The organism is Mesorhizobium sp. M1066 (genome assembly GCF_040318635.1).
GTDB lineage: Bacteria > Pseudomonadota > Alphaproteobacteria > Rhizobiales > Rhizobiaceae > Mesorhizobium.
In genome coordinates, this window is record NZ_JAMYMR010000003.1 from 13328 (window position 1) to 30620 (window position 17293).

The following is a 17293-nucleotide window of genomic DNA, read 5'->3' on the forward strand; positions in this document are numbered from 1 at the left end:
GCCAACCGGCCGGTTTCGATAATCGTTGCGCGAAATAACAAGATATTCGCAGGATTCACGAATAATGCCGCTCGACAGGATTGATATCGCCATTCTCGAGGCTTTGCAGAAGGATGGCAGGATACCCAATGCGGCGCTGGCCGAGAAGGTCGGCCTGTCACAGTCGGCCTGTTCGCGCCGGCTCGACAATCTGGAGAAATCCGGAACCATCCGTGGCTATCATGCCCGGCTGTCCAATGCAGCACTTGGCCACCAGATGACGGCGATCGTGCACATATCGCTGTCGGGACAGTTCGAGAAGACGCTGTCGGATTTCGAGGCGGCGATCAAGCGCTGCCCGAACGTGCTGTCCTGCCATCTGATGTCGGGCGAGTACGACTACATCTTGAGGATCGCGGCGAAGGATCTCGTCGACTATGAGCGCATCCACAAGGAATGGCTGTCGGCGATGCCGCACGTGACCAAGATCAATTCGTCGTTCGCCTTGCGTGAGATCGTCGACCGTACGGCCATGGGCATGAAGCCGGAGATGGCCTAGTTCCTCGACACAGAAGTTCTGACGGGTCGCTGCATAGACAAACCACCTGCCTTCGATTTGCGGAAACGGGCGTCACTTCGTCATCCACGGGCGGAGCAAGGAGTGTAGCGACGCAGCGCAGACCATAGGATCCATGCCGCGACTTTAAAGCGTCACTACGGTGCAGAGTTCTACTCGGCTGCATTCCTTGGTCAAGGTCACGGCATGGATCCTCGGGTCTCCGCGACGGAGCTTCGCTTCTGCTTCGCCCGTGGATGACGAAGGTGGGTGCCTTCGGTCAATCCCGAATGCCTCTGCGATCCATCGAGACGAACCATGACAACCTGGCTGCTGACAGGCCGCTAACCACCCTGTGGGGCCTAGGCTAGCTGACCGCCGTTACCACCCGATCCATCGGGATATCGTGCGGCTGCGGGTAGATAGTGGCGATGCGCTGCAGTTCGTAGCCGACGCCGATGACCAGCGGCTTGAACGGCATCGCTGCCAGCGTACGGTCAAAGAAACCGCCGCCATAACCCAGACGGTAGTTCTGGGGATCGATACCGACGATCGGCGAGATGACGATGTCCGGCAGCACCGGATCGCCCTCGGCCGGGATCGGGATATTCCAGATACCTTTCTCCAACCGGTCGCCCGCTTTGTAGGCGCGAAAGATCAGCGGCTGCCCCTTCTCGATGACGATGGGCAGGGCGGTGCGGCCGCCGCGTTCGTTTATGGACGCCATCCAAGGCCGCAAATCCGGCTCGCCACGAAACGGCCAATAGAGACTGACCATGCGCCCGGCGATCTCGCCGATGATCGCGTCGAGGCTTTCCGCAATGCTTTGCGACATTACCGTTCGGGCGTCGGCCGGAACAGCAAGGCGCGCGGCGATCAGGCGTTCGCGCTCGGCTTTGCGCCAGCGTCTCACATCGGTCCAGTCGCTCGAAGGCGCACGGAATTCCGGATCGAGTTCGTGCATGAAACAGGGCGGCGAAGAATATTGCGCCGGAGCATCGTCGTCACGATCGTTGGCCATGCCTCACCTCATCGCGTGTTCGATGACGCTATACCTCGCGATACGATACAACATGTGCATTCACGACATGCAACGACGAGTCTCGGGCACTGTCCATCTGTTGTTGCATTGCACAAAAATACCTACATCCACGACAGGCAATCTTGCTATCGGGGTGAACGAAATGAACGAAGCTAAGCATCATGTCGTCGTTGTCGGCGCGGGTTTCGGTGGCCTCGAGTTCACCCGTGCACTTGCTGGCGCGCCGGTCCGTATCACCATGATCGACAAGCGCAACCATCACCTCTTCCAGCCGCTGCTCTACCAGGTGGCGACGACGGCGCTGGCCACCTCCGAAATTGCCTGGCCGATCCGCCACCTCCTGCGCAAGCGCAAGGATGTGACGACGCTGCTCGCCAATGTCACCGGTGTCGACAGCGCCGGCAAGCGCGTGCTGCTCGATGACGGCAGCGCGGTCGCCTATGACACGCTGGTGCTCGCCACCGGTGCCCGCCACGCCTATTTCGGCCATGACGAATGGGAGCCGTTCGCGCCTGGCCTGAAGACGCTGGAGGACGCCACCACGATTCGCAGGCGCATTCTTCTGGCCTTCGAGCAGGCCGAGCGGGAGACCGATCCCGCCGAACGCCAGGCGTTGCTGACCATTGCGATCGTCGGTGGGGGGCCGACCGGCGTCGAGCTTGCCGGCACCATCGTCGAGTTGGCGCATGACACGCTTCGCGGCGAATTCCGCAACATCGACACGCGGCAGACGCGCGTGGTGCTGATCGAGGCCGGCGACCGCATTCTGGCCAATTTCGCACCGAAACTTTCCGACTATGCCAGCAAAGCGCTCGAGCGGCTCGGCGTGACGGTCGAGCTCGGCCGGGCCGTCACGCGCTGTGACGCCGAAGGTGTTGTGTTTGGCGATAAGCAACTGGCCGCCCGAACGATCCTGTGGGCAGCCGGCGTTGCCGCTTCGCCAGCCGCTGAATGGCTGGGAGCGAAGGCGGACCGCGCGGGCAGGGTGCTGGTCGAGCCTGACCTCAGCGTGCCCGGCAGCCCGGAGATCTTTGTCATCGGCGACGCCGCTCATGTGTTGCGGCCGGACGGGCGGCCGGTTCCCGGCGTGGCGCCTTCCGCCAAGCAGGAGGGCCGACATGTTGCGGCTACCATCAAGGCCAGGCTCGGCGGCGACACGACCGCGCGTCCTTTCCACTACAGGCATGCTGGCGATCTGGCGACGATCGGCAAACGCGCCGCCGCCATCGATTTCGGCTGGATCAAGCTCACCGGCTGGCTCGCCTGGTGGCTGTGGGGAGTGGCCCACATCTATTTCCTGATCGGCTTTCGCAACCGGCTTGCGGTTTCGCTGAGCTGGCTTTGGATCTACGCGACGGGGCAACGCAGTGCGCGGCTGATCACCCAGGGCGACGACGACAAGACCTGACTTTCTCTTCACTGCCCAGTTCATCCGCGCGTCATCTGTTCCTGATCGACTGGCGGTTCCCATGCACGCGACTTCTTGAATGGACTCAGGTCGAGTTCGGCGCGAAGTTCGCTTCTAGGCAAGGGTTGTCACGTCGTCGAAGGAGAAAACATGTCGCAACTGCTCCATCCCGTATCCCGCCGCGATCTCCTTGCGGGCGCCGCCGCAGGGGCACTGATCATGCTGCATCCGTTCTCCGCCGGTGCACAAGCCAACCAGGCGCATCTCCGGATCATGGAGACCACCGACATCCATGTGAACGTGCTGCCTTACGACTACTACGCCGACAAAGCGAACGACACGCTGGGCCTGTCGCGCACGGCGTCTCTCATCGATGCCGTGCGCAAGGAAGCCGTGAATTCGATGCTGATCGACAATGGCGACCTGCTGCAGGGCAATCCGATGGGCGACTACATCGCCTATGAGAAGGGGCTGAAGGACGGCGACCTGCATCCGATCATGAAAGGCATGAACCTGCTCGGCTACGAGTGCTCGACGCCGGGCAACCACGAGTTCAACTACGGCCTGTCGTTCCTGGACAAGGTGCTGGCCGGTGCCAATTTTCCCTTCGTCTGCGCCAATCTGATCCGCGGCACCGAGCTTCCCGCGAACCCGCGCGACGACAAGCTCTATCTCAAGCCCTACGTCATCTTCGACAAGAAGATCAAGGACGGTTCGGGCGCCGAGCAGCCGATCAGGATCGGCATCATCGGCTTCGTGCCGCCGCAGATCATGGTCTGGGATCTCAAGAACCTCGAAGGCAACGTCAAGACGCGCGACATCGTCGAGGCGGCCAAGGCCTGGGTGCCGCAGATGAAGGAGGAGGGTGCCGACATTGTCATTGCGCTGTCGCATTCCGGCATCGACGTGAAGCAGGGCGAGATGATGGAAAACGCCTCGTTCTTCGTCGCCGGTGTCGACGGCATCGACGCGGTGTTCACCGGTCACCAGCATCTGGTGTTTCCCGGCAAGAAGGATTTCCAGTCGCTCGATGGTGTCGACACGCAAAAAGGCACGCTGCAGGGCAAACCCGCCGTCATGGGTGGCTTCTGGGGCTCGCATATGGGGCTGATCGACCTGATGCTGGAACGCGACGGGTCGAAATGGAAGGTCGTTTCAGCCACTTCCGAGGCGCGGCCGATCTTCGAACGCGTCGACAACAAGAACAAACCGACTGTCCCGGACGACAAGCGCATCATCGCGGCCCTCGAACAGGACCACCAGGCGACACTGGCCTATGTGCGCCGCCCTGTCGGCAAGAGCTCCGCGCCGCTCTATTCCTATTTCGCGCTGGTCGCCGACGATCCGTCGGTGCAGGTCGTCAGCCAGGCGCAGACCTGGTACCTCAAGGAAATTCTCAAGAACACGCAATGGAAGGACGTGCCGCTGCTGTCGGCCGCCGCGCCGTTCAAGGCCGGCGGGCGCAACGGCGCCGACTACTATACCGACGTGCCGGCAGGCGACATCGCCATCAAGAATGTTGCCGACCTCTACCTCTATCCCAACACCGTGCGTGCGGTCGAAATCACCGGGGCGCAGGTCAAGGAATGGCTGGAAATGTCGGCCGGTATCTTCAACCGGATCGAGCCTGATAAGGCCGACCAGGCCCTCATCAACACCGATTTTCCGTCCTACAATTTCGACGTCATCGACGGCGTCACCTACAAGATCGACCTGTCGCAGCCATCGAAATACGATGCCAAGGGCGGGCTGGCCAACGCTGGCGCCAATCGCATTGTCGACCTGAGTTTCGATGGAAAACCAATTGATCCCAAACAGAAATTCGTCATCGCGACCAACAATTACCGGGCTGGTGGCGGCGGCAATTTCCCCGACATCAATGCCTCGAAGATCATCTACGAAGCACCGGACACCAATCGCGATGTCATTGTCCGCTATATCGTCAGCGAGGGCACGATCAACCCTTCGGCGGACGACAACTGGTCGTTCGCACCGCTGCCTGGAGCCAGCGCCGTGTTCGAAACCGGCCCCAAGGCCAAGGATTTCATTGCGCAGGTGAAATCACTGAAGATCGAACCGGCGGGCGAGGGCGAGGCAGGATTCGCGAAATACCGTATCCTGCTTTGAAGGGTGGCGGCGACCGCGCGGCCATGTCGAGATCGTGCTCGACATCGCTTGGTCAGCGGCAATGAAAATCGAAGAGCGTGTCGATTTACGCCTTGTAGACCACCTGGCGCACGTCGATGTAGCTGGCGCGGAAGCCGGCTTCGCAATAGTGCAGGTAGAACTCCCAGAGCTTCTTGAAGCGGTCGTCGAAGCCGAGCGGAACGATCTTCTCCCATGACGCCCGGAACCGGTGGCGCCATTCGGCCAACGTGCGCGCGTAGTCATCCGGAAACACGCGCTCGCGTAGATGGGCAAGACCATGATCCTTGCCCAGTGCCTTCAGGATCGACGGTGTCGGCAGCATGCCGCCCGGGAAGACGTAGCGCTGGATGAAATCCGGCCTTGCGCGATAGGTGTCGTAGGCGGCTTCGTTGATGGTGATGATCTGCAGGCCGGCAGTGCCGCCAGGCCTCAGACAGGCCTTCATCTTGCCGAAAAACACCGGCCAGTATTTTTCGCCGACAGCCTCGAACATCTCGATCGAGGCGATGCGGTCATAGGTGCCGGTTTCGTCGCGATAATCCTGCAGCTTGATGTCGACCTTGTCGGCAAGGCCAGCCTTGGCGATGCGAGCCGTGGCAAAATCGTGCTGCTCGCGGCTGATCGTCAGCCCGGTCACGCGGCAGCCGATCTCGCGCGCCGCGAATTCGGCGAAGCCACCCCAGCCGCAGCCGATTTCCAGCACATGGTCCTTCGGACCGATCCCTGTATCCTTCGCCAGAGCGCGATATTTGGCGGCCTGGGCGCCTTCCAGGTCGTTGGCACCGGTCGTGTAGAGCGCCGAAGAATAGGTCATGCTCGGATCGAGCCATTCCTTGTAGAAGGCGTTGCCGAGGTCGTAATGCGCCGAGATATTGCGTTTCGAACCGGTGCGCGTGTTCTGGTTGAACCAGTGGCGGATGCGCTGGACGGTGTTGATCAGCCAACTGGTGCCGCCCGCGATACGCTCGCCGATGACCGAATTGACCACGAACAGCTCCAGGAAGCTGGTCACATCAGGGCTTTCCCAATCGCCGTCCATATAGGATTCGGCAACGCCGATCGTGCCGCCGGAAAAGGCGCGGCCGGGCAAGCGCCAATTCTTCAGCACCAGTTCGGCATCTGGGCCAGGTCCCTTGCCGCCGACGAGGACGGCACGGCCGTCCGGCAGCCTGACCTTGAGCGAACCGCGCGGCAGGTTCATCGCCGCCGACAGCACCATGCGCGCTTTCGCTGGAAGACCTTTCACGATCTCCGCGAAATTGAATTCATCGAGCCTGACCGCGTCGCTCAATGCTACGCCAAAATGTTCCTTTTGCGCCATCTCATGCCCCTGGATTTCCGCGGTGTCGGCGCAAATTGCCGGGCCACGGTTCTCTTGGATCATTCGCCAGCTTCGAACGCCGCCGCGACCGGTTCGTCGGCGAGCGGGCTCGAATGAAGTGCGCGCCCCCTACCAGAGCTTCAGCGCTTCCCGGTGAATCCGTGCGACAATCTTCCACGTCATGCGGGGAAACTTCAAGGGGCAGGCTGCAACCGGGGCTGTGCCAAGCAGATTGCTCGCGCCGGCGGGCATCTGTGCCTTTGGACAGCCAAGGCGCAGCGCGTTAAAAAACGCCTATGGCCGCAGAATTCCTTGTGCGATAGATTTAGCCATGCGTTATGTAATCGTCATTGCCGCCATCGCGTTTTTCCTGATCTGGGATGGCATGTACAATCAGGGCCGGTATCTCGACACCACGGTGAGAGAACTTAGCCATGTTGTGCGATACGCTACCGGCAAGGTTTAGCTCCGGCGGCTGCAGCCGCGACATCCTTGTCGATTGACGCCAACGTCCTGCCGTCACAAAAGACCCCAGCACTTTGATCGAGGAGGCGGGGTTGATCCGGCATATCGTTTTCTTCAGCGCGCGGCGAAAAGAGGATGTCGAGGCTGTGCGCACCGGCTTGCTGGCGCTCGGCGACATTCCTCATTCCAGCCTTTTCGAGGTCACCTTGAACACCAAGGTCGATCCACTGTCCGATGAGGTCGACGTGGTCGTCTATGCGGAGTTCGCCGACGACGCCGCGCTGGCCGCCTACAAGGCGCACCCGCTCTATGCGCAGACCACCAGCAAGGTCAAACCGATGCGCGAACTGCGCTATTCCGCCGATGTCGTTGCCGGAAGCTGAGGCCTCGTCCAGGTGGTGCCTTTTTCGAAGTCCGGTGAACTGACGTGGGCGAACTGGCCGGGATTGCGATCAAGTCTTGAACCGATTTGCGGAATGATGCACATCGCGCCTGCATGACCCAAACCGCAGCCGCAGGCACTCATCCGCTCGATCACCTGGTGCTGCCGACGCACAGCCTCGATGTGGCGCGAGCCCGGCTCACCGCGCTTGGCTTCGTCGTGGCCCCGACCGGCATCCATCCCTTCGGAACGGAAAACTGCTGTGTTTTCCTGGCCGACGGCACGTATCTCGAACCGCTCGCGGTCGGCGACGAACAGGTGGCGACAAAGGCTATCGCAGACGGCAATGTCTTCGTCACGCGTGATCGCGCCTATCGCGACAGCAACGGCGACGAGGGATTTTCCGCCATTGTTCTAGGCACGGGCAATGCCGACGCCGACCATGCACGCTATGTCGATGCCGGCATCTCGGCGGGAGGCATGTTGGGTTTTTCGCGCGCCTTCACCGACCCGGCCGGCAAAAGCGACATCGCATCGTTCAAGCTTGCCTTCGCGGCCGGAGCCGAAGCCACGGACGCCTTCCTGTTTGCCTGCGAGCGCGTCAACGCGCCTGATGTTGACCGTACGGCTTTGCAGGCCCACGCCAACGGCGCGACCGGGATTGTCGAGATCTTGGCGGTCAGCGATGCGCCCGGAAAGCAGCATGGGCTGATTTCCGTGGCGGTGGACGATGCGGCCGCCGACAGGCAGGGCGGCATGTTTCCCTTGCCGAATGCAGATTTGAGCGTTCTTGACCCCGCGGCTTTCACCGCGCGCTTCGGCCTGCCGGCCGGCGCGCCGACAGATCTACGCTTCGCAGCGGTGGTCTTTTCGGTTCGGAACGCCGATGTGACATCGAGGCTGCTTGCAGCCAATTCCGTCCAACACGATATAGCGGGCAATGATATCGTCGTGCGGACTGCACCCGGACAGGGCGCGGCCTTCATCTTCCGGGAGATCCCATGAGCAAGCCGCAAGCGTCCAATTCGATGGCGCCCAATTCGTCGGTAACCGTCGGCAATGTCGTCTTCGACAACAAGGCGGCTCTGTCGCTGATCGCCGGCCCTTGTCAGTTTGAATCACGCCAGCACGCCTTCGATATGGCCGGCGCGCTGAAGGAACTGACCGGCAGGCTCGGCATAGGGCTCGTCTACAAGACCAGCTACGACAAGGCCAACCGCACCTCGCTGTCGGCGACGCGCGGCGCCGGTATGGACGCAGCCCTTCCCGTCTTCGACGAGTTGCGCAAGGAATTTTCGCTCCCCGTGCTGACCGATGTCCATACCGAGGAGCAGTGCGCGATCGTCGCGCCGCATGTCGATGTCCTGCAGATTCCGGCTTTCCTATCGCGCCAGACGGACATGCTGGTCGCCGCGGCGAAAACCGGCAAGGTGATCAATGTGAAGAAGGGGCAGTTCCTCGCCCCCTGGGACATGAAGAACGTCGTCGCCAAGATCACCGGATCCGGCAATGCCAATGTGCTGACCACCGAGCGCGGCGCGTCCTTCGGCTACAACACGCTGGTGTCCGACATGCGCGCTCTGCCTGTCATGGCCGAAATCGGCGCGCCGGTGATCTTCGATGCTACCCATTCGGTGCAGCAGCCGGGCGGGCAGGGCGGGTCCTCGGGCGGTGAACGGCGTTTTGTCGAGACGCTGGCGCGCGCTGCCGTCGCCGTTGGCGTTGCCGGCGTGTTCATCGAGACCCATCAGGATCCTGATAATTCGACCTCGTCGGATGGCCCGAACATGCTGCCGTTAAAGGACATGCCAGCCCTGCTCGAGCGGCTGATGGCATTCGACCGTATCGCCAAGGGCCTCTAAGGCCGGACGCATACCCTGCCGACTGCTGGCGCTTGTGGAAGGCACGAGCCGGCTATACGCTTGCCTTGCAACTGAGCGTTTTGGCAGGAAGAAGCCATGTCCGTCGCCCGCGTCACCGAAATCACATCGTCGTCGAAGAAGAGCTTTCAGGACGCCATCGAACAGGGAATTGCGCGCGCCTCGAAAACCCTGAAGAACGTCGAGGGCGCCTGGATCCAGGACCAGAAGATCGTCGTCGAAGACGGCAAGATTGTCGCTTATCGCGTCAATATGAAGGTTACCTTCATCCTCGCGGAGTGATCGGTCGACGCCGAAAAAATCGGGAACCTTCGCCCGCGCCCCTCATTGTCCAAGTATGGTTCGAAACCACAATGAGGAGCACAATCATGGCAACCCAGACAGGTCACACCCAAGCCATCGCCGCTTCGCGGGTCATCGGCACATCGGTCTACAATACCGAAGGCACGAGCATCGGCAGCATCGAGGATGTGATGCTTGACAAGATGACGAACGGCATCATGTTCGCGGTCATCGCTTTTGGCGGCTTCCTCGGTATCGGCGAGAAATATCACGCCATTCCGTGGGCAAGCCTCGACTACGATGAGGACAAAGGCGGGTATGTCGTGCCCTTTTCCAAGGAACAACTCAGGGCGGCACCTGCCTATTCGATCAACGAATTGACCGGGGCGGATGGCGAGGCGGCGCGCGACGAATCCTACAATTATTACAAAGTCACGCCTTACTGGCATTAACAGCAACGACAAAGCGGCCCCGCCGAGAGGCGGGGCCGCTTTGGATTCTGGCTTATTCGCTGACGTGTAAGGGGGCCATCGCCTTGGGCGGCGACTGCTGATTGTCGCACGACGTCAGGAATGCCGCCGCGATCAGGAACAGACTCACGATACCACTCAACTGGGACATGGCGAAACTCCTCCTGTTTCGCCCCGCGCGCTCGCACCATAGCCACAAGCTGGCCTGCCGTACATGACTTATGATGACAGCGATTTGCGCTTCGTGAATCGTTCGGAGGCTGATGCCGCGGCAATAATTGCCAGCCGGCCGATTGCCTTTTGCAGCACTTTGGCTAAGACGTGCGGCATTCTTCAGATCAATCGAGGACATCGCAAATGACCGCCATCATCGACATTGTCGGGCGTGAAATCCTGGACAGCCGTGGAAATCCGACCGTCGAGGTCGATGTCATTCTCGAAGATGGCTCGATGGGCCGCGCGGCGGTGCCATCGGGTGCTTCGACCGGCGCCCACGAGGCCGTCGAACTGCGCGACGGCGGTGCCCGCTATCTCGGCAAGGGTGTGCTCAGGGCCGTCGAAGCGGTGAACGGCGAACTGTTCGAGGCGATCGGCGGCATGGAAGCCGAAAACCAGATCCATATCGACCAGACCATGATCGAGCTTGACGGCACGCCCAACAAGAGCCGGCTTGGCGCCAATGCCATTCTCGGTGTGTCGCTGGCGGTGGCCAAGGCGGCCGCCGATGCCGCCGGCCTGCCGCTGTACCGTTATGTCGGTGGCACCAAGGCGCATCTCCTGCCGGTACCGATGATGAACATCATCAATGGTGGCGCGCATGCCGACAACCCGATCGACTTCCAGGAATTCATGATCCTGCCGATCGGCGCGCCGACGCTGCGCGAAGGTGTCCGCTGGGGTTCGGAAATCTTCCATACGCTGCACAAGAAACTGAAGGATGCCGGCCACAACACCAATGTCGGCGACGAGGGCGGCTTTGCCCCGAACCTGAAAAGCGCCCCGGTGGCGCTCGATTTCATCATGGAATCGATCGAGCAGGCCGGCTTCAAGCCGGGCGACGAGATCGCGCTCGGCCTCGATTGCGCCGCGACCGAGTTCTTCAAGGACGGCAACTACGTCTATGAGGGCGAGAAGAAGACGCGCGATCCCAAGGCCCAGGCCAAATACCTGGCCAAGCTTGCCGCCGACTATCCGATCATCTCGATCGAGGACGGCTTGGCCGAGGACGACTGGGAAGGCTGGAAGTACCTGACCGACCTGATCGGCAAGAAGACGCAGCTGGTCGGCGACGATTTGTTCGTTACCAACACTGCAAGGCTGCGCGACGGCATCCGCATGGGCGTTGCCAATTCGATCCTGGTCAAGGTCAACCAGATCGGCTCGCTGACGGAAACGCTCGACGCCGTCGAGACCGCGCACAAGGCCGGCTACACCGCCGTCATGTCGCACCGCTCGGGCGAAACCGAGGATTCGACCATTGCCGATCTCGCCGTCGCCACCAATTGCGGACAGATCAAGACCGGCTCGCTGTCGCGCTCCGACCGCATGGCCAAGTACAATCAGCTGATCCGCATCGAGGAAGAACTCGGCAAGCAGGCAAGCTATGCCGGCAAGTCGGTGGTCAAGGGCTGATCCGGAACACCGGCTCATCGATACCGGACAAAAGGGCGGGAGCATTCCCGCCCTTTTTTGTTTTGGCGCGCCAAACCGGTCACCCGTAACCGTCCGTTAAGCACAATCGGGCGAAAAAGATCGTGCCGTCTGAGTTCGCGGCCAAGAGCCGGATGATTTCTGGTCCGTTCGACCTGAAGTCTGAATCCGACTCTAAATCAAAGAGATAGAGCATGTTGTCGTCCGAAAACCGCTTCACACTTTTCGGCATCACGCTCTAGAGGAATCGGGCGATGTGGACGCGTCAGCACAAGCAGAGAAACACCGGCCGGCTGATCATTCCCTCGCTTTGCGTGGTGTTCCTGGCCTATTTCGGCTTTCATGCCTATCACGGCGAATTCGGCATCTATTCGAAATATCAGCTGGAAGCCCAGACGGTTGCGCTGCAAGGCCAGCTCGATGCGATCAAGGCGCGCCGCATGGAACTCGAGCGCCGCGTTCGGCTGATGCATGAAGGCACGCTCGAGAAGGACATGCTCGATGAGCAGGCACGCAAGGCGCTCAATCTGTCCCAAGCCGATGAAATCACCATTATGTTGCCGACCTCGGTGAAATAACTGATTTCCAGTTAATCGCCAATATTTTCAACGATTTTAATTGCTTAGGCGCATGCCAGCTATGCAAATTCGGCATGGCGCAACGCTTTGACGCGTGTTAGCCTCCCTAAAATCGGTGGGGAGGAGCTGATCTCCCCAGAGCAGATTTCATCCTGCTCTAATGTCCACGAAGAGACGCCAACAGGGAGTGATGCATGGCCACCGCAGCCAGAAAAGCGCCTGCCAAATCCAAATCCGACGGCAAATCGGGGCTTTCCGCCCCCAAGCCCGCCGAGTTCACCAAGGATGAAGAGCTTGCCGCCTACCGGCACATGCTGCTCATCCGCCGCTTCGAGGAAAAGGCCGGCCAGCTTTACGGCATGGGTTTCATCGGCGGCTTCTGCCACCTCTATATCGGCCAGGAAGCGGTCGTCACCGGCATGAAGATGGCGCTGATCGACGGCGATCAGATGATCACCGCCTATCGCGACCACGGCCACATGCTGGCGATGGAGCTGTCGCCGCGCGGCGTCATGGCCGAGCTGACCGGCCGTCGCGGCGGCCTGTCGCGGGGCAAGGGCGGCTCCATGCACATGTTCTCCAAGGAAAAGCACTTTTACGGCGGCCACGGCATCGTCGGCGCACAGGTGTCGCTCGGCACGGGCTTGGCTTTTGCCAACCGCTACCGCGGCAACAACAATGTCTCGCTGACCTATTTCGGCGACGGCGCGGCCAACCAGGGCCAGGTCTATGAAAGCTTCAACATGGCCTCGCTGTGGAAGCTGCCGGTGATCTACATCATCGAGAACAACCGCTATGCCATGGGCACCTCGGTGTCGCGCTCTTCGGCGGAAACCAATTTCTCGCACCGTGGTGCCTCGTTCAAGATCCCAGGCATCCAGGTCGACGGCATGGACGTGCGCGCTGTCAAGGCTGCCGGCGACCAGGCGACCGAATGGTGCCGCGCCGGCAACGGGCCGATCATTCTCGAAATGCAGACCTACCGCTACCGCGGTCACTCGATGTCCGATCCGGCAAAATACCGCTCCAAGGAAGAAGTGCAGAAGATGCGCTCGGACCATGACCCGATCGAGCAGGTCAAGGCACGGCTGATGGAAAAGAAGTGGGCGACCGAGGACGAGCTCAAGACCATCGACAAGGAGGTCCGCGACATCGTCGCCGACGCTGCTGAATTTGCCCAGAACGACGCGGAGCCGGATCCGTCCGAGCTCTGGACCGATATCGTATTGTAACGGGAGGGCAAGGACATGCCGATCGAAATTCTCATGCCCGCTCTCTCGCCGACCATGGAAGAGGGCAATCTTTCCAAGTGGTTGAAGAACGAGGGCGACAAGGTCGTGGCCGGCGACGTTATCGCCGAGATCGAGACCGACAAGGCGACGATGGAAGTCGAAGCTGTTGACGAAGGCACGCTGGGCAAGATCCTGATCGCCGCCGGTACCGAAGGCGTCAAGGTCAACACACCGATCGCCGTGCTACTACAGGACGGCGAAAGTGCCGGGGATATCGGCAAGGCCGCGGCGCCCGCCAAGGCGGAAGCGCCTGCAAAGGCAGAGGCTCCGGCGGCCGCAGAAGATAAGGCGGAGGCCGCAAAGCCGGCTGCGCCGGTGGCTGCTGCTCCGAAGACGGAAATCGCCGCCGATCCGGACATTCCGGCCGGCACGGAAACGGTCTCGACCACGGTGCGCGAAGCGCTGCGCGATGCGATGGCCGAGGAAATGCGCCGCGACGGCGATGTCTTCGTCATGGGCGAGGAGGTTGCCGAATACCAGGGCGCCTACAAGATCACGCAAGGCCTGCTGCAGGAATTCGGGCCGCGGCGCGTCGTCGACACGCCGATCACCGAGCATGGCTTTGCCGGCGTTGGCGTGGGTGCGGCGATGGCCGGCCTGAAGCCGATCGTCGAGTTCATGACCTTCAACTTCGCCATGCAGGCGATCGACCAGATCATCAACTCGGCCGCCAAGACGCTCTATATGTCCGGCGGCCAGATGGGTGCGCCGATCGTGTTCCGTGGACCGAACGGTGCCGCCGCACGCGTCGCTGCCCAGCACTCGCAGTGCTATGCCGCCTGGTACAGCCACATTCCGGGCCTGAAAGTGGTGATGCCCTATACCGCCGCTGACGCCAAGGGCTTGCTGAAGGCAGCGATCCGCGATCCGAACCCGATCATCTTCCTCGAGAATGAAATCCTTTACGGTCAGTCCTTCGACGTGCCGAAGCTGGACGATTTTGTGTTGCCGATCGGCAAGGCGCGCATCCATAAATCAGGCAAGGATGTCACCATCGTCTCCTTCGGCATCGGCATGACCTATGCGGTCAAGGCTGAAGCGGAACTGCGTGGCCTTGGCATCGATGCCGAGATCATCGACTTGCGCACGATCCGGCCGCTCGATCTCGACACCATCATCGCCTCGGTCAAGAAGACCAACCGCCTGGTGGTGGTGGAGGAAGGTTATCCGCAGAACTCGGTCGGCGACCATATCGCCAACCAGGTGTCGCAGCGCGCCTTCGATTTTCTGGACGCGCCGGTCATCACCATCGCCGGCAAGGACGTGCCGATGCCTTATGCGGCGAACCTCGAGAAGCTGGCGTTGCCGAATGTCGGCGAAGTCATCGAGGCGGTCAAAGCCGTCACGTATCGCTGAATCGGGCGGGAGGACAAAATGCCAATCAACATCACCATGCCGGCCCTGTCGCCCACGATGGAAGAGGGCAATCTGTCCAAGTGGCTCGTCAAGGAAGGCGACAAGGTCTCGCCGGGCGATGTCATCGCCGAGATCGAGACCGACAAGGCAACGATGGAAGTCGAGGCTGTCGATGAGGGCACGGTTGCCAAGCTAGTCGTTCCCGCCGGCACCGAAGGCGTCAAGGTCAATGCGCTGATCGCCGTGCTCGCCGGAGAGGGCGAGGATGTCGGTGCTGCCGCGAAGAGCGATGGTGGTGCTGTGACGGTGAAAGCGGAGGCCAAGCAGGACAAGCCACCAATCTCCCCACCTGTGGGGGAGATGTCGACGAAGTCGACAGAGGGGGGCGCTGTCCCGCCGGCGTCGCATTCTGTCACGCCCCCCTCTGCCCTGCCGGGCATCTCCCCCACAAGGGGGGAGATCGGCCAATCGCCGGAAGGCCGCACCTTCGCCTCGCCGCTCGCACGCCGCATAGCCAAGGAGGCCGGCGTCGATGTGTCTGCCGTGTCGGGCACCGGTCCGCATGGCCGCGTGGTCAAGGCGGATGTCGACGCGGCGATTGCCGGTGGCGGCGCCCAGGCGGCGCCTGCCGCCAAGGCTCCGGCTGCTGCTGCCGCGCCGGTAAAGGCGATGTCGGACGATCAGGTGCTGAAACTGTTCGAGGCAGGCTCCTACGAGCTCGTCCCGCATGACAACATGCGCAAGACAATTGCGCGCCGCTTGGTCGAGGCCAAGACCACCATCCCGCATTTCTACCTGACGCTCGACTGCGAACTCGATGCGCTGCTGGCGCTGCGCACGCAGATCAATGCGGCTGCCCCGGTGAAGAAGACCGATAAGGGCGACGCTCCGGCCTACAAGCTGTCGGTCAACGACATGGTCATCAAGGCGATGGCGATGGCGCTGAAGGCGGTGCCGGATGCCAATGCCTCATGGACCGAAAGCGCCATGGTCAAGCACAAGCATGTCGATGTCGGCGTCGCGGTGTCGATTCCTGGCGGGCTGATCACGCCAATCATTCGGCATGCCGACGAAAAGACGCTGTCCACCATCTCCAACGAGATGAAGGATCTGGCCAGCCGCGCGCGCAGCCGCAAGCTGAAGCCGGAAGAGTATCAGGGCGGCACCACGGCGGTGTCCAACCTGGGCATGTTCGGCATCAAGGATTTTGCCGCCGTCATCAACCCGCCGCATGCGACGATCCTGGCGGTCGGTGCCGGCGAGGAGCGGGCAGTGGTCAAGAACGGCGAGATCAAAATCGCCACCGTGATGTCGGTGACGCTGTCGACCGACCATCGCGCCGTCGACGGTGCGCTGGGTGCCGAACTGCTGGTCGCCTTCAAGCGCCTGATCGAGAATCCGATGGGCATGCTGGTCTAGGACGGAGAGGGCGGTGCGGATCTTCTTCACCTCCCTTATGGCGTTTTTCCTGTCAGGATTGGCAGGCGGCCTGGTTGCTCAACAGCTGGCGGTCGCAACCCATGCGCAGGAAGAATACATTCTGGTGTTCATGACGTCGGTGCTTGTCACCATTGTCGCGACGATCGGGTTTTTCATCGCGCAGCTTTTTTCGAACGCACCGTCGATCATCAATTGGCTGGGCCTCTGCGCAATTGTCCTGTTCGTGCTGATCGGGCTCGGCCTGATCGGTTGGACGTTCTCTCAGCCGGTCGATAAGCGCCAGTGGGAAGGTGACCTGCCGATCGTCGCCGGCCTGGTTTTGCCGAACCTGGCCACTGTGCTGGTTCACTGGCTGTTCGTGCGCTGGCGGTTGAGGCGCAGCTCGATTAACGCACAGGTGGGCGCATGAAGACGGTTCTTTGCTACGGCGACTCGCTGACCTGGGGCTACAATGCCGAAGGTGGCCGCCATGCGCTGGAAGACCGCTGGCCGAGCGTGCTGCAGGCAGCGTTAGGCGGCAGCGTGCAAGTGATTGCCGATGGCCTCAACGGCCGCACCACGGCCTTCGACGATCATCTGGCCGGTGCGGACCGCAACGGTGCAAAACTGCTACCAACCGTCCTGACGACCCATGCGCCGATCGACCTGATTGTCATCATGCTCGGCGCCAACGACATGAAGCCGTGGATCCACGGCAATCCCGTCGCGGCCAAGCAGGGCATCCAGCGGCTGATCGACATCGTGCGCGGTCACGACTATCCGTTCGACTGGCCGGCGCCACAGATCCTGATCGTTTCGCCGCCTGTGGTCAGCCGTACAGACAATGCCGAATTCAAGGAGATGTTTGCCGGCGGCGACGACGCCTCCACCCGGCTGGCGCCGCTCTACGCCGCCCTTGCCGATGAGGTTGGCTGCGGCTTCTTCGACGCCCGCAGCGTGGCGCGAACCACCCCGCTCGACGGTGTCCACCTCGATGCCGAAAACACGCGAAACATCGGCAAGGCGCTGGCACCCGTCGTGCGCGTCATGCTGGAATTGTGAAGG

Annotated in this window: 18 protein-coding genes; 16 read left to right on the forward strand and 2 right to left on the reverse strand. The window is 61.4% G+C overall.

The features are described from left to right. Positions 1-64 precede the first annotated feature (64 nt). Entirely contained in the window at positions 65-538 is a 474-nt protein-coding gene (locus NKH52_RS05720) for an Lrp/AsnC family transcriptional regulator (protein ID WP_013531467.1), read from the forward strand. Positions 539-902: 364 nt separating this feature from the next. On the opposite strand, the gene NKH52_RS05725 is transcribed toward NKH52_RS05720, so the two are convergent. Continuing rightward, positions 903-1556 (reverse strand): 5-formyltetrahydrofolate cyclo-ligase, encoded by a 654-nt coding sequence (locus tag NKH52_RS05725; RefSeq protein WP_352728793.1) that lies wholly within the window; start codon positions 1554-1556, stop codon positions 903-905. Between the two features lie 163 nt (positions 1557-1719). On the opposite strand from NKH52_RS05725, the gene NKH52_RS05730 reads away from it, so the two are divergent. Next, complete coding sequence (locus tag NKH52_RS05730; RefSeq protein ID WP_352728791.1) at positions 1720-2985, forward strand: NAD(P)/FAD-dependent oxidoreductase; 1266 nt, start codon at positions 1720-1722, stop codon at positions 2983-2985. A 150-nt stretch (positions 2986-3135) separates the two neighbouring features. Further along, complete coding sequence (locus NKH52_RS05735) at positions 3136-5112, forward strand: bifunctional 2',3'-cyclic-nucleotide 2'-phosphodiesterase/3'-nucleotidase (RefSeq protein ID WP_352728789.1); 1977 nt, start codon at positions 3136-3138, stop codon at positions 5110-5112. Positions 5113-5197: 85 nt separating this feature from the next. Here NKH52_RS05735 and NKH52_RS05740 read toward each other — a convergent pair whose 3' ends face one another. Continuing rightward, positions 5198-6454 carry an SAM-dependent methyltransferase gene (locus NKH52_RS05740; protein WP_128304513.1) on the reverse strand — a complete coding sequence of 419 codons (1257 nt, stop codon included), beginning with the start codon at positions 6452-6454 and terminating at the stop codon, positions 5198-5200. A gap of 331 nt (positions 6455-6785) precedes the next feature. Between NKH52_RS05740 and NKH52_RS05745 the strand changes: the two genes are divergently transcribed. The 13 genes from NKH52_RS05745 (at position 6786) to NKH52_RS05805 (ending at position 17290) form a co-directional block, all read left to right on the forward strand. After that, the gene (locus NKH52_RS05745) at positions 6786-6920 is read left to right on the forward strand and encodes a hypothetical protein (RefSeq protein ID WP_352728787.1); all 135 of its coding nucleotides are present in this window, start codon (positions 6786-6788) and stop codon (positions 6918-6920) included. A 91-nt stretch (positions 6921-7011) separates the two neighbouring features. Further along, positions 7012-7302, forward strand: coding sequence for a Dabb family protein (locus tag NKH52_RS05750; protein WP_023812050.1), 291 nt, complete (start codon positions 7012-7014; stop codon positions 7300-7302). 113 nt (positions 7303-7415) lie between these two features. After that, on the forward strand, positions 7416-8306 hold the full coding sequence (locus tag NKH52_RS05755; protein WP_352728785.1) for a VOC family protein: 891 nt from the start codon (positions 7416-7418) through the stop codon (positions 8304-8306). After that, a complete protein-coding gene (gene kdsA / locus NKH52_RS05760; RefSeq protein ID WP_352728784.1) occupies positions 8303-9163 on the forward strand; it encodes a 3-deoxy-8-phosphooctulonate synthase in 861 nt (286 codons plus the stop codon). The genes NKH52_RS05755 and kdsA overlap by 4 nt, the downstream gene beginning before the upstream one ends. Positions 9164-9259: 96 nt before the next feature. Then, entirely contained in the window at positions 9260-9463 is a 204-nt protein-coding gene (locus NKH52_RS05765) for a dodecin family protein (RefSeq protein WP_352728782.1), read from the forward strand. A gap of 86 nt (positions 9464-9549) precedes the next feature. Further along, positions 9550-9915, forward strand: coding sequence for a PRC-barrel domain-containing protein (locus NKH52_RS05770; protein ID WP_352728780.1), 366 nt, complete (start codon positions 9550-9552; stop codon positions 9913-9915). Between the two features lie 375 nt (positions 9916-10290). Then, the gene (eno, locus tag NKH52_RS05775) at positions 10291-11565 is read left to right on the forward strand and encodes a phosphopyruvate hydratase (RefSeq protein WP_352728778.1); all 1275 of its coding nucleotides are present in this window, start codon (positions 10291-10293) and stop codon (positions 11563-11565) included. 272 nt (positions 11566-11837) lie between these two features. Continuing rightward, on the forward strand, positions 11838-12161 hold the full coding sequence (locus NKH52_RS05780) for an FtsB family cell division protein (RefSeq protein ID WP_023812043.1): 324 nt from the start codon (positions 11838-11840) through the stop codon (positions 12159-12161). Positions 12162-12355: 194 nt separating this feature from the next. Next, a complete protein-coding gene (gene pdhA / locus NKH52_RS05785) occupies positions 12356-13393 on the forward strand; it encodes a pyruvate dehydrogenase (acetyl-transferring) E1 component subunit alpha (protein WP_352728776.1) in 1038 nt (345 codons plus the stop codon). A gap of 15 nt (positions 13394-13408) precedes the next feature. Next, positions 13409-14809, forward strand: coding sequence for a pyruvate dehydrogenase complex E1 component subunit beta (locus tag NKH52_RS05790; RefSeq protein ID WP_352728774.1), 1401 nt, complete (start codon positions 13409-13411; stop codon positions 14807-14809). Between the two features lie 18 nt (positions 14810-14827). After that, the gene (locus NKH52_RS05795) at positions 14828-16228 is read left to right on the forward strand and encodes a pyruvate dehydrogenase complex dihydrolipoamide acetyltransferase (protein ID WP_352728772.1); all 1401 of its coding nucleotides are present in this window, start codon (positions 14828-14830) and stop codon (positions 16226-16228) included. 13 nt (positions 16229-16241) lie between these two features. Then, positions 16242-16658 (forward strand): hypothetical protein, encoded by a 417-nt coding sequence (locus tag NKH52_RS05800; protein WP_352728770.1) that lies wholly within the window; start codon positions 16242-16244, stop codon positions 16656-16658. Next, positions 16655-17290 carry an SGNH/GDSL hydrolase family protein gene (locus NKH52_RS05805; protein ID WP_352728768.1) on the forward strand — a complete coding sequence of 212 codons (636 nt, stop codon included), beginning with the start codon at positions 16655-16657 and terminating at the stop codon, positions 17288-17290. The genes NKH52_RS05800 and NKH52_RS05805 overlap by 4 nt, the downstream gene beginning before the upstream one ends. The last annotated feature ends 3 nt before the right edge of the window (positions 17291-17293 follow it).

What these genes read in the sequence shown, in the direction of transcription:
- NKH52_RS05790 (WP_352728774.1), top strand. Translation starts at nt 13,409, where the DNA reads ATGCCGATCGAAATTCTCATGCCCGCTCTCTCGCCGACCATGGAAGAG.
- NKH52_RS05770 (WP_352728780.1), top strand. Translation starts at nt 9,550, where the DNA reads ATGGCAACCCAGACAGGTCACACCCAAGCCATCGCCGCTTCGCGGGTC.
- NKH52_RS05740 (WP_128304513.1), bottom strand. Translation starts at nt 6,454, where the DNA reads ATGGCGCAAAAGGAACATTTTGGCGTAGCATTGAGCGACGCGGTCAGG.
- kdsA (WP_352728784.1), top strand. Translation starts at nt 8,303, where the DNA reads ATGAGCAAGCCGCAAGCGTCCAATTCGATGGCGCCCAATTCGTCGGTA.
- NKH52_RS05780 (WP_023812043.1), top strand. Translation starts at nt 11,838, where the DNA reads ATGTGGACGCGTCAGCACAAGCAGAGAAACACCGGCCGGCTGATCATT.
- pdhA (WP_352728776.1), top strand. Translation starts at nt 12,356, where the DNA reads ATGGCCACCGCAGCCAGAAAAGCGCCTGCCAAATCCAAATCCGACGGC.
- NKH52_RS05745 (WP_352728787.1), top strand. Translation starts at nt 6,786, where the DNA reads ATGCGTTATGTAATCGTCATTGCCGCCATCGCGTTTTTCCTGATCTGG.
- NKH52_RS05735 (WP_352728789.1), top strand. Translation starts at nt 3,136, where the DNA reads ATGTCGCAACTGCTCCATCCCGTATCCCGCCGCGATCTCCTTGCGGGC.
- NKH52_RS05805 (WP_352728768.1), top strand. Translation starts at nt 16,655, where the DNA reads ATGAAGACGGTTCTTTGCTACGGCGACTCGCTGACCTGGGGCTACAAT.
- NKH52_RS05725 (WP_352728793.1), bottom strand. Translation starts at nt 1,556, where the DNA reads ATGGCCAACGATCGTGACGACGATGCTCCGGCGCAATATTCTTCGCCG.
- eno (WP_352728778.1), top strand. Translation starts at nt 10,291, where the DNA reads ATGACCGCCATCATCGACATTGTCGGGCGTGAAATCCTGGACAGCCGT.
- NKH52_RS05765 (WP_352728782.1), top strand. Translation starts at nt 9,260, where the DNA reads ATGTCCGTCGCCCGCGTCACCGAAATCACATCGTCGTCGAAGAAGAGC.
- NKH52_RS05720 (WP_013531467.1), top strand. Translation starts at nt 65, where the DNA reads ATGCCGCTCGACAGGATTGATATCGCCATTCTCGAGGCTTTGCAGAAG.
- NKH52_RS05730 (WP_352728791.1), top strand. Translation starts at nt 1,720, where the DNA reads ATGAACGAAGCTAAGCATCATGTCGTCGTTGTCGGCGCGGGTTTCGGT.
- NKH52_RS05795 (WP_352728772.1), top strand. Translation starts at nt 14,828, where the DNA reads ATGCCAATCAACATCACCATGCCGGCCCTGTCGCCCACGATGGAAGAG.
- NKH52_RS05755 (WP_352728785.1), top strand. Translation starts at nt 7,416, where the DNA reads ATGACCCAAACCGCAGCCGCAGGCACTCATCCGCTCGATCACCTGGTG.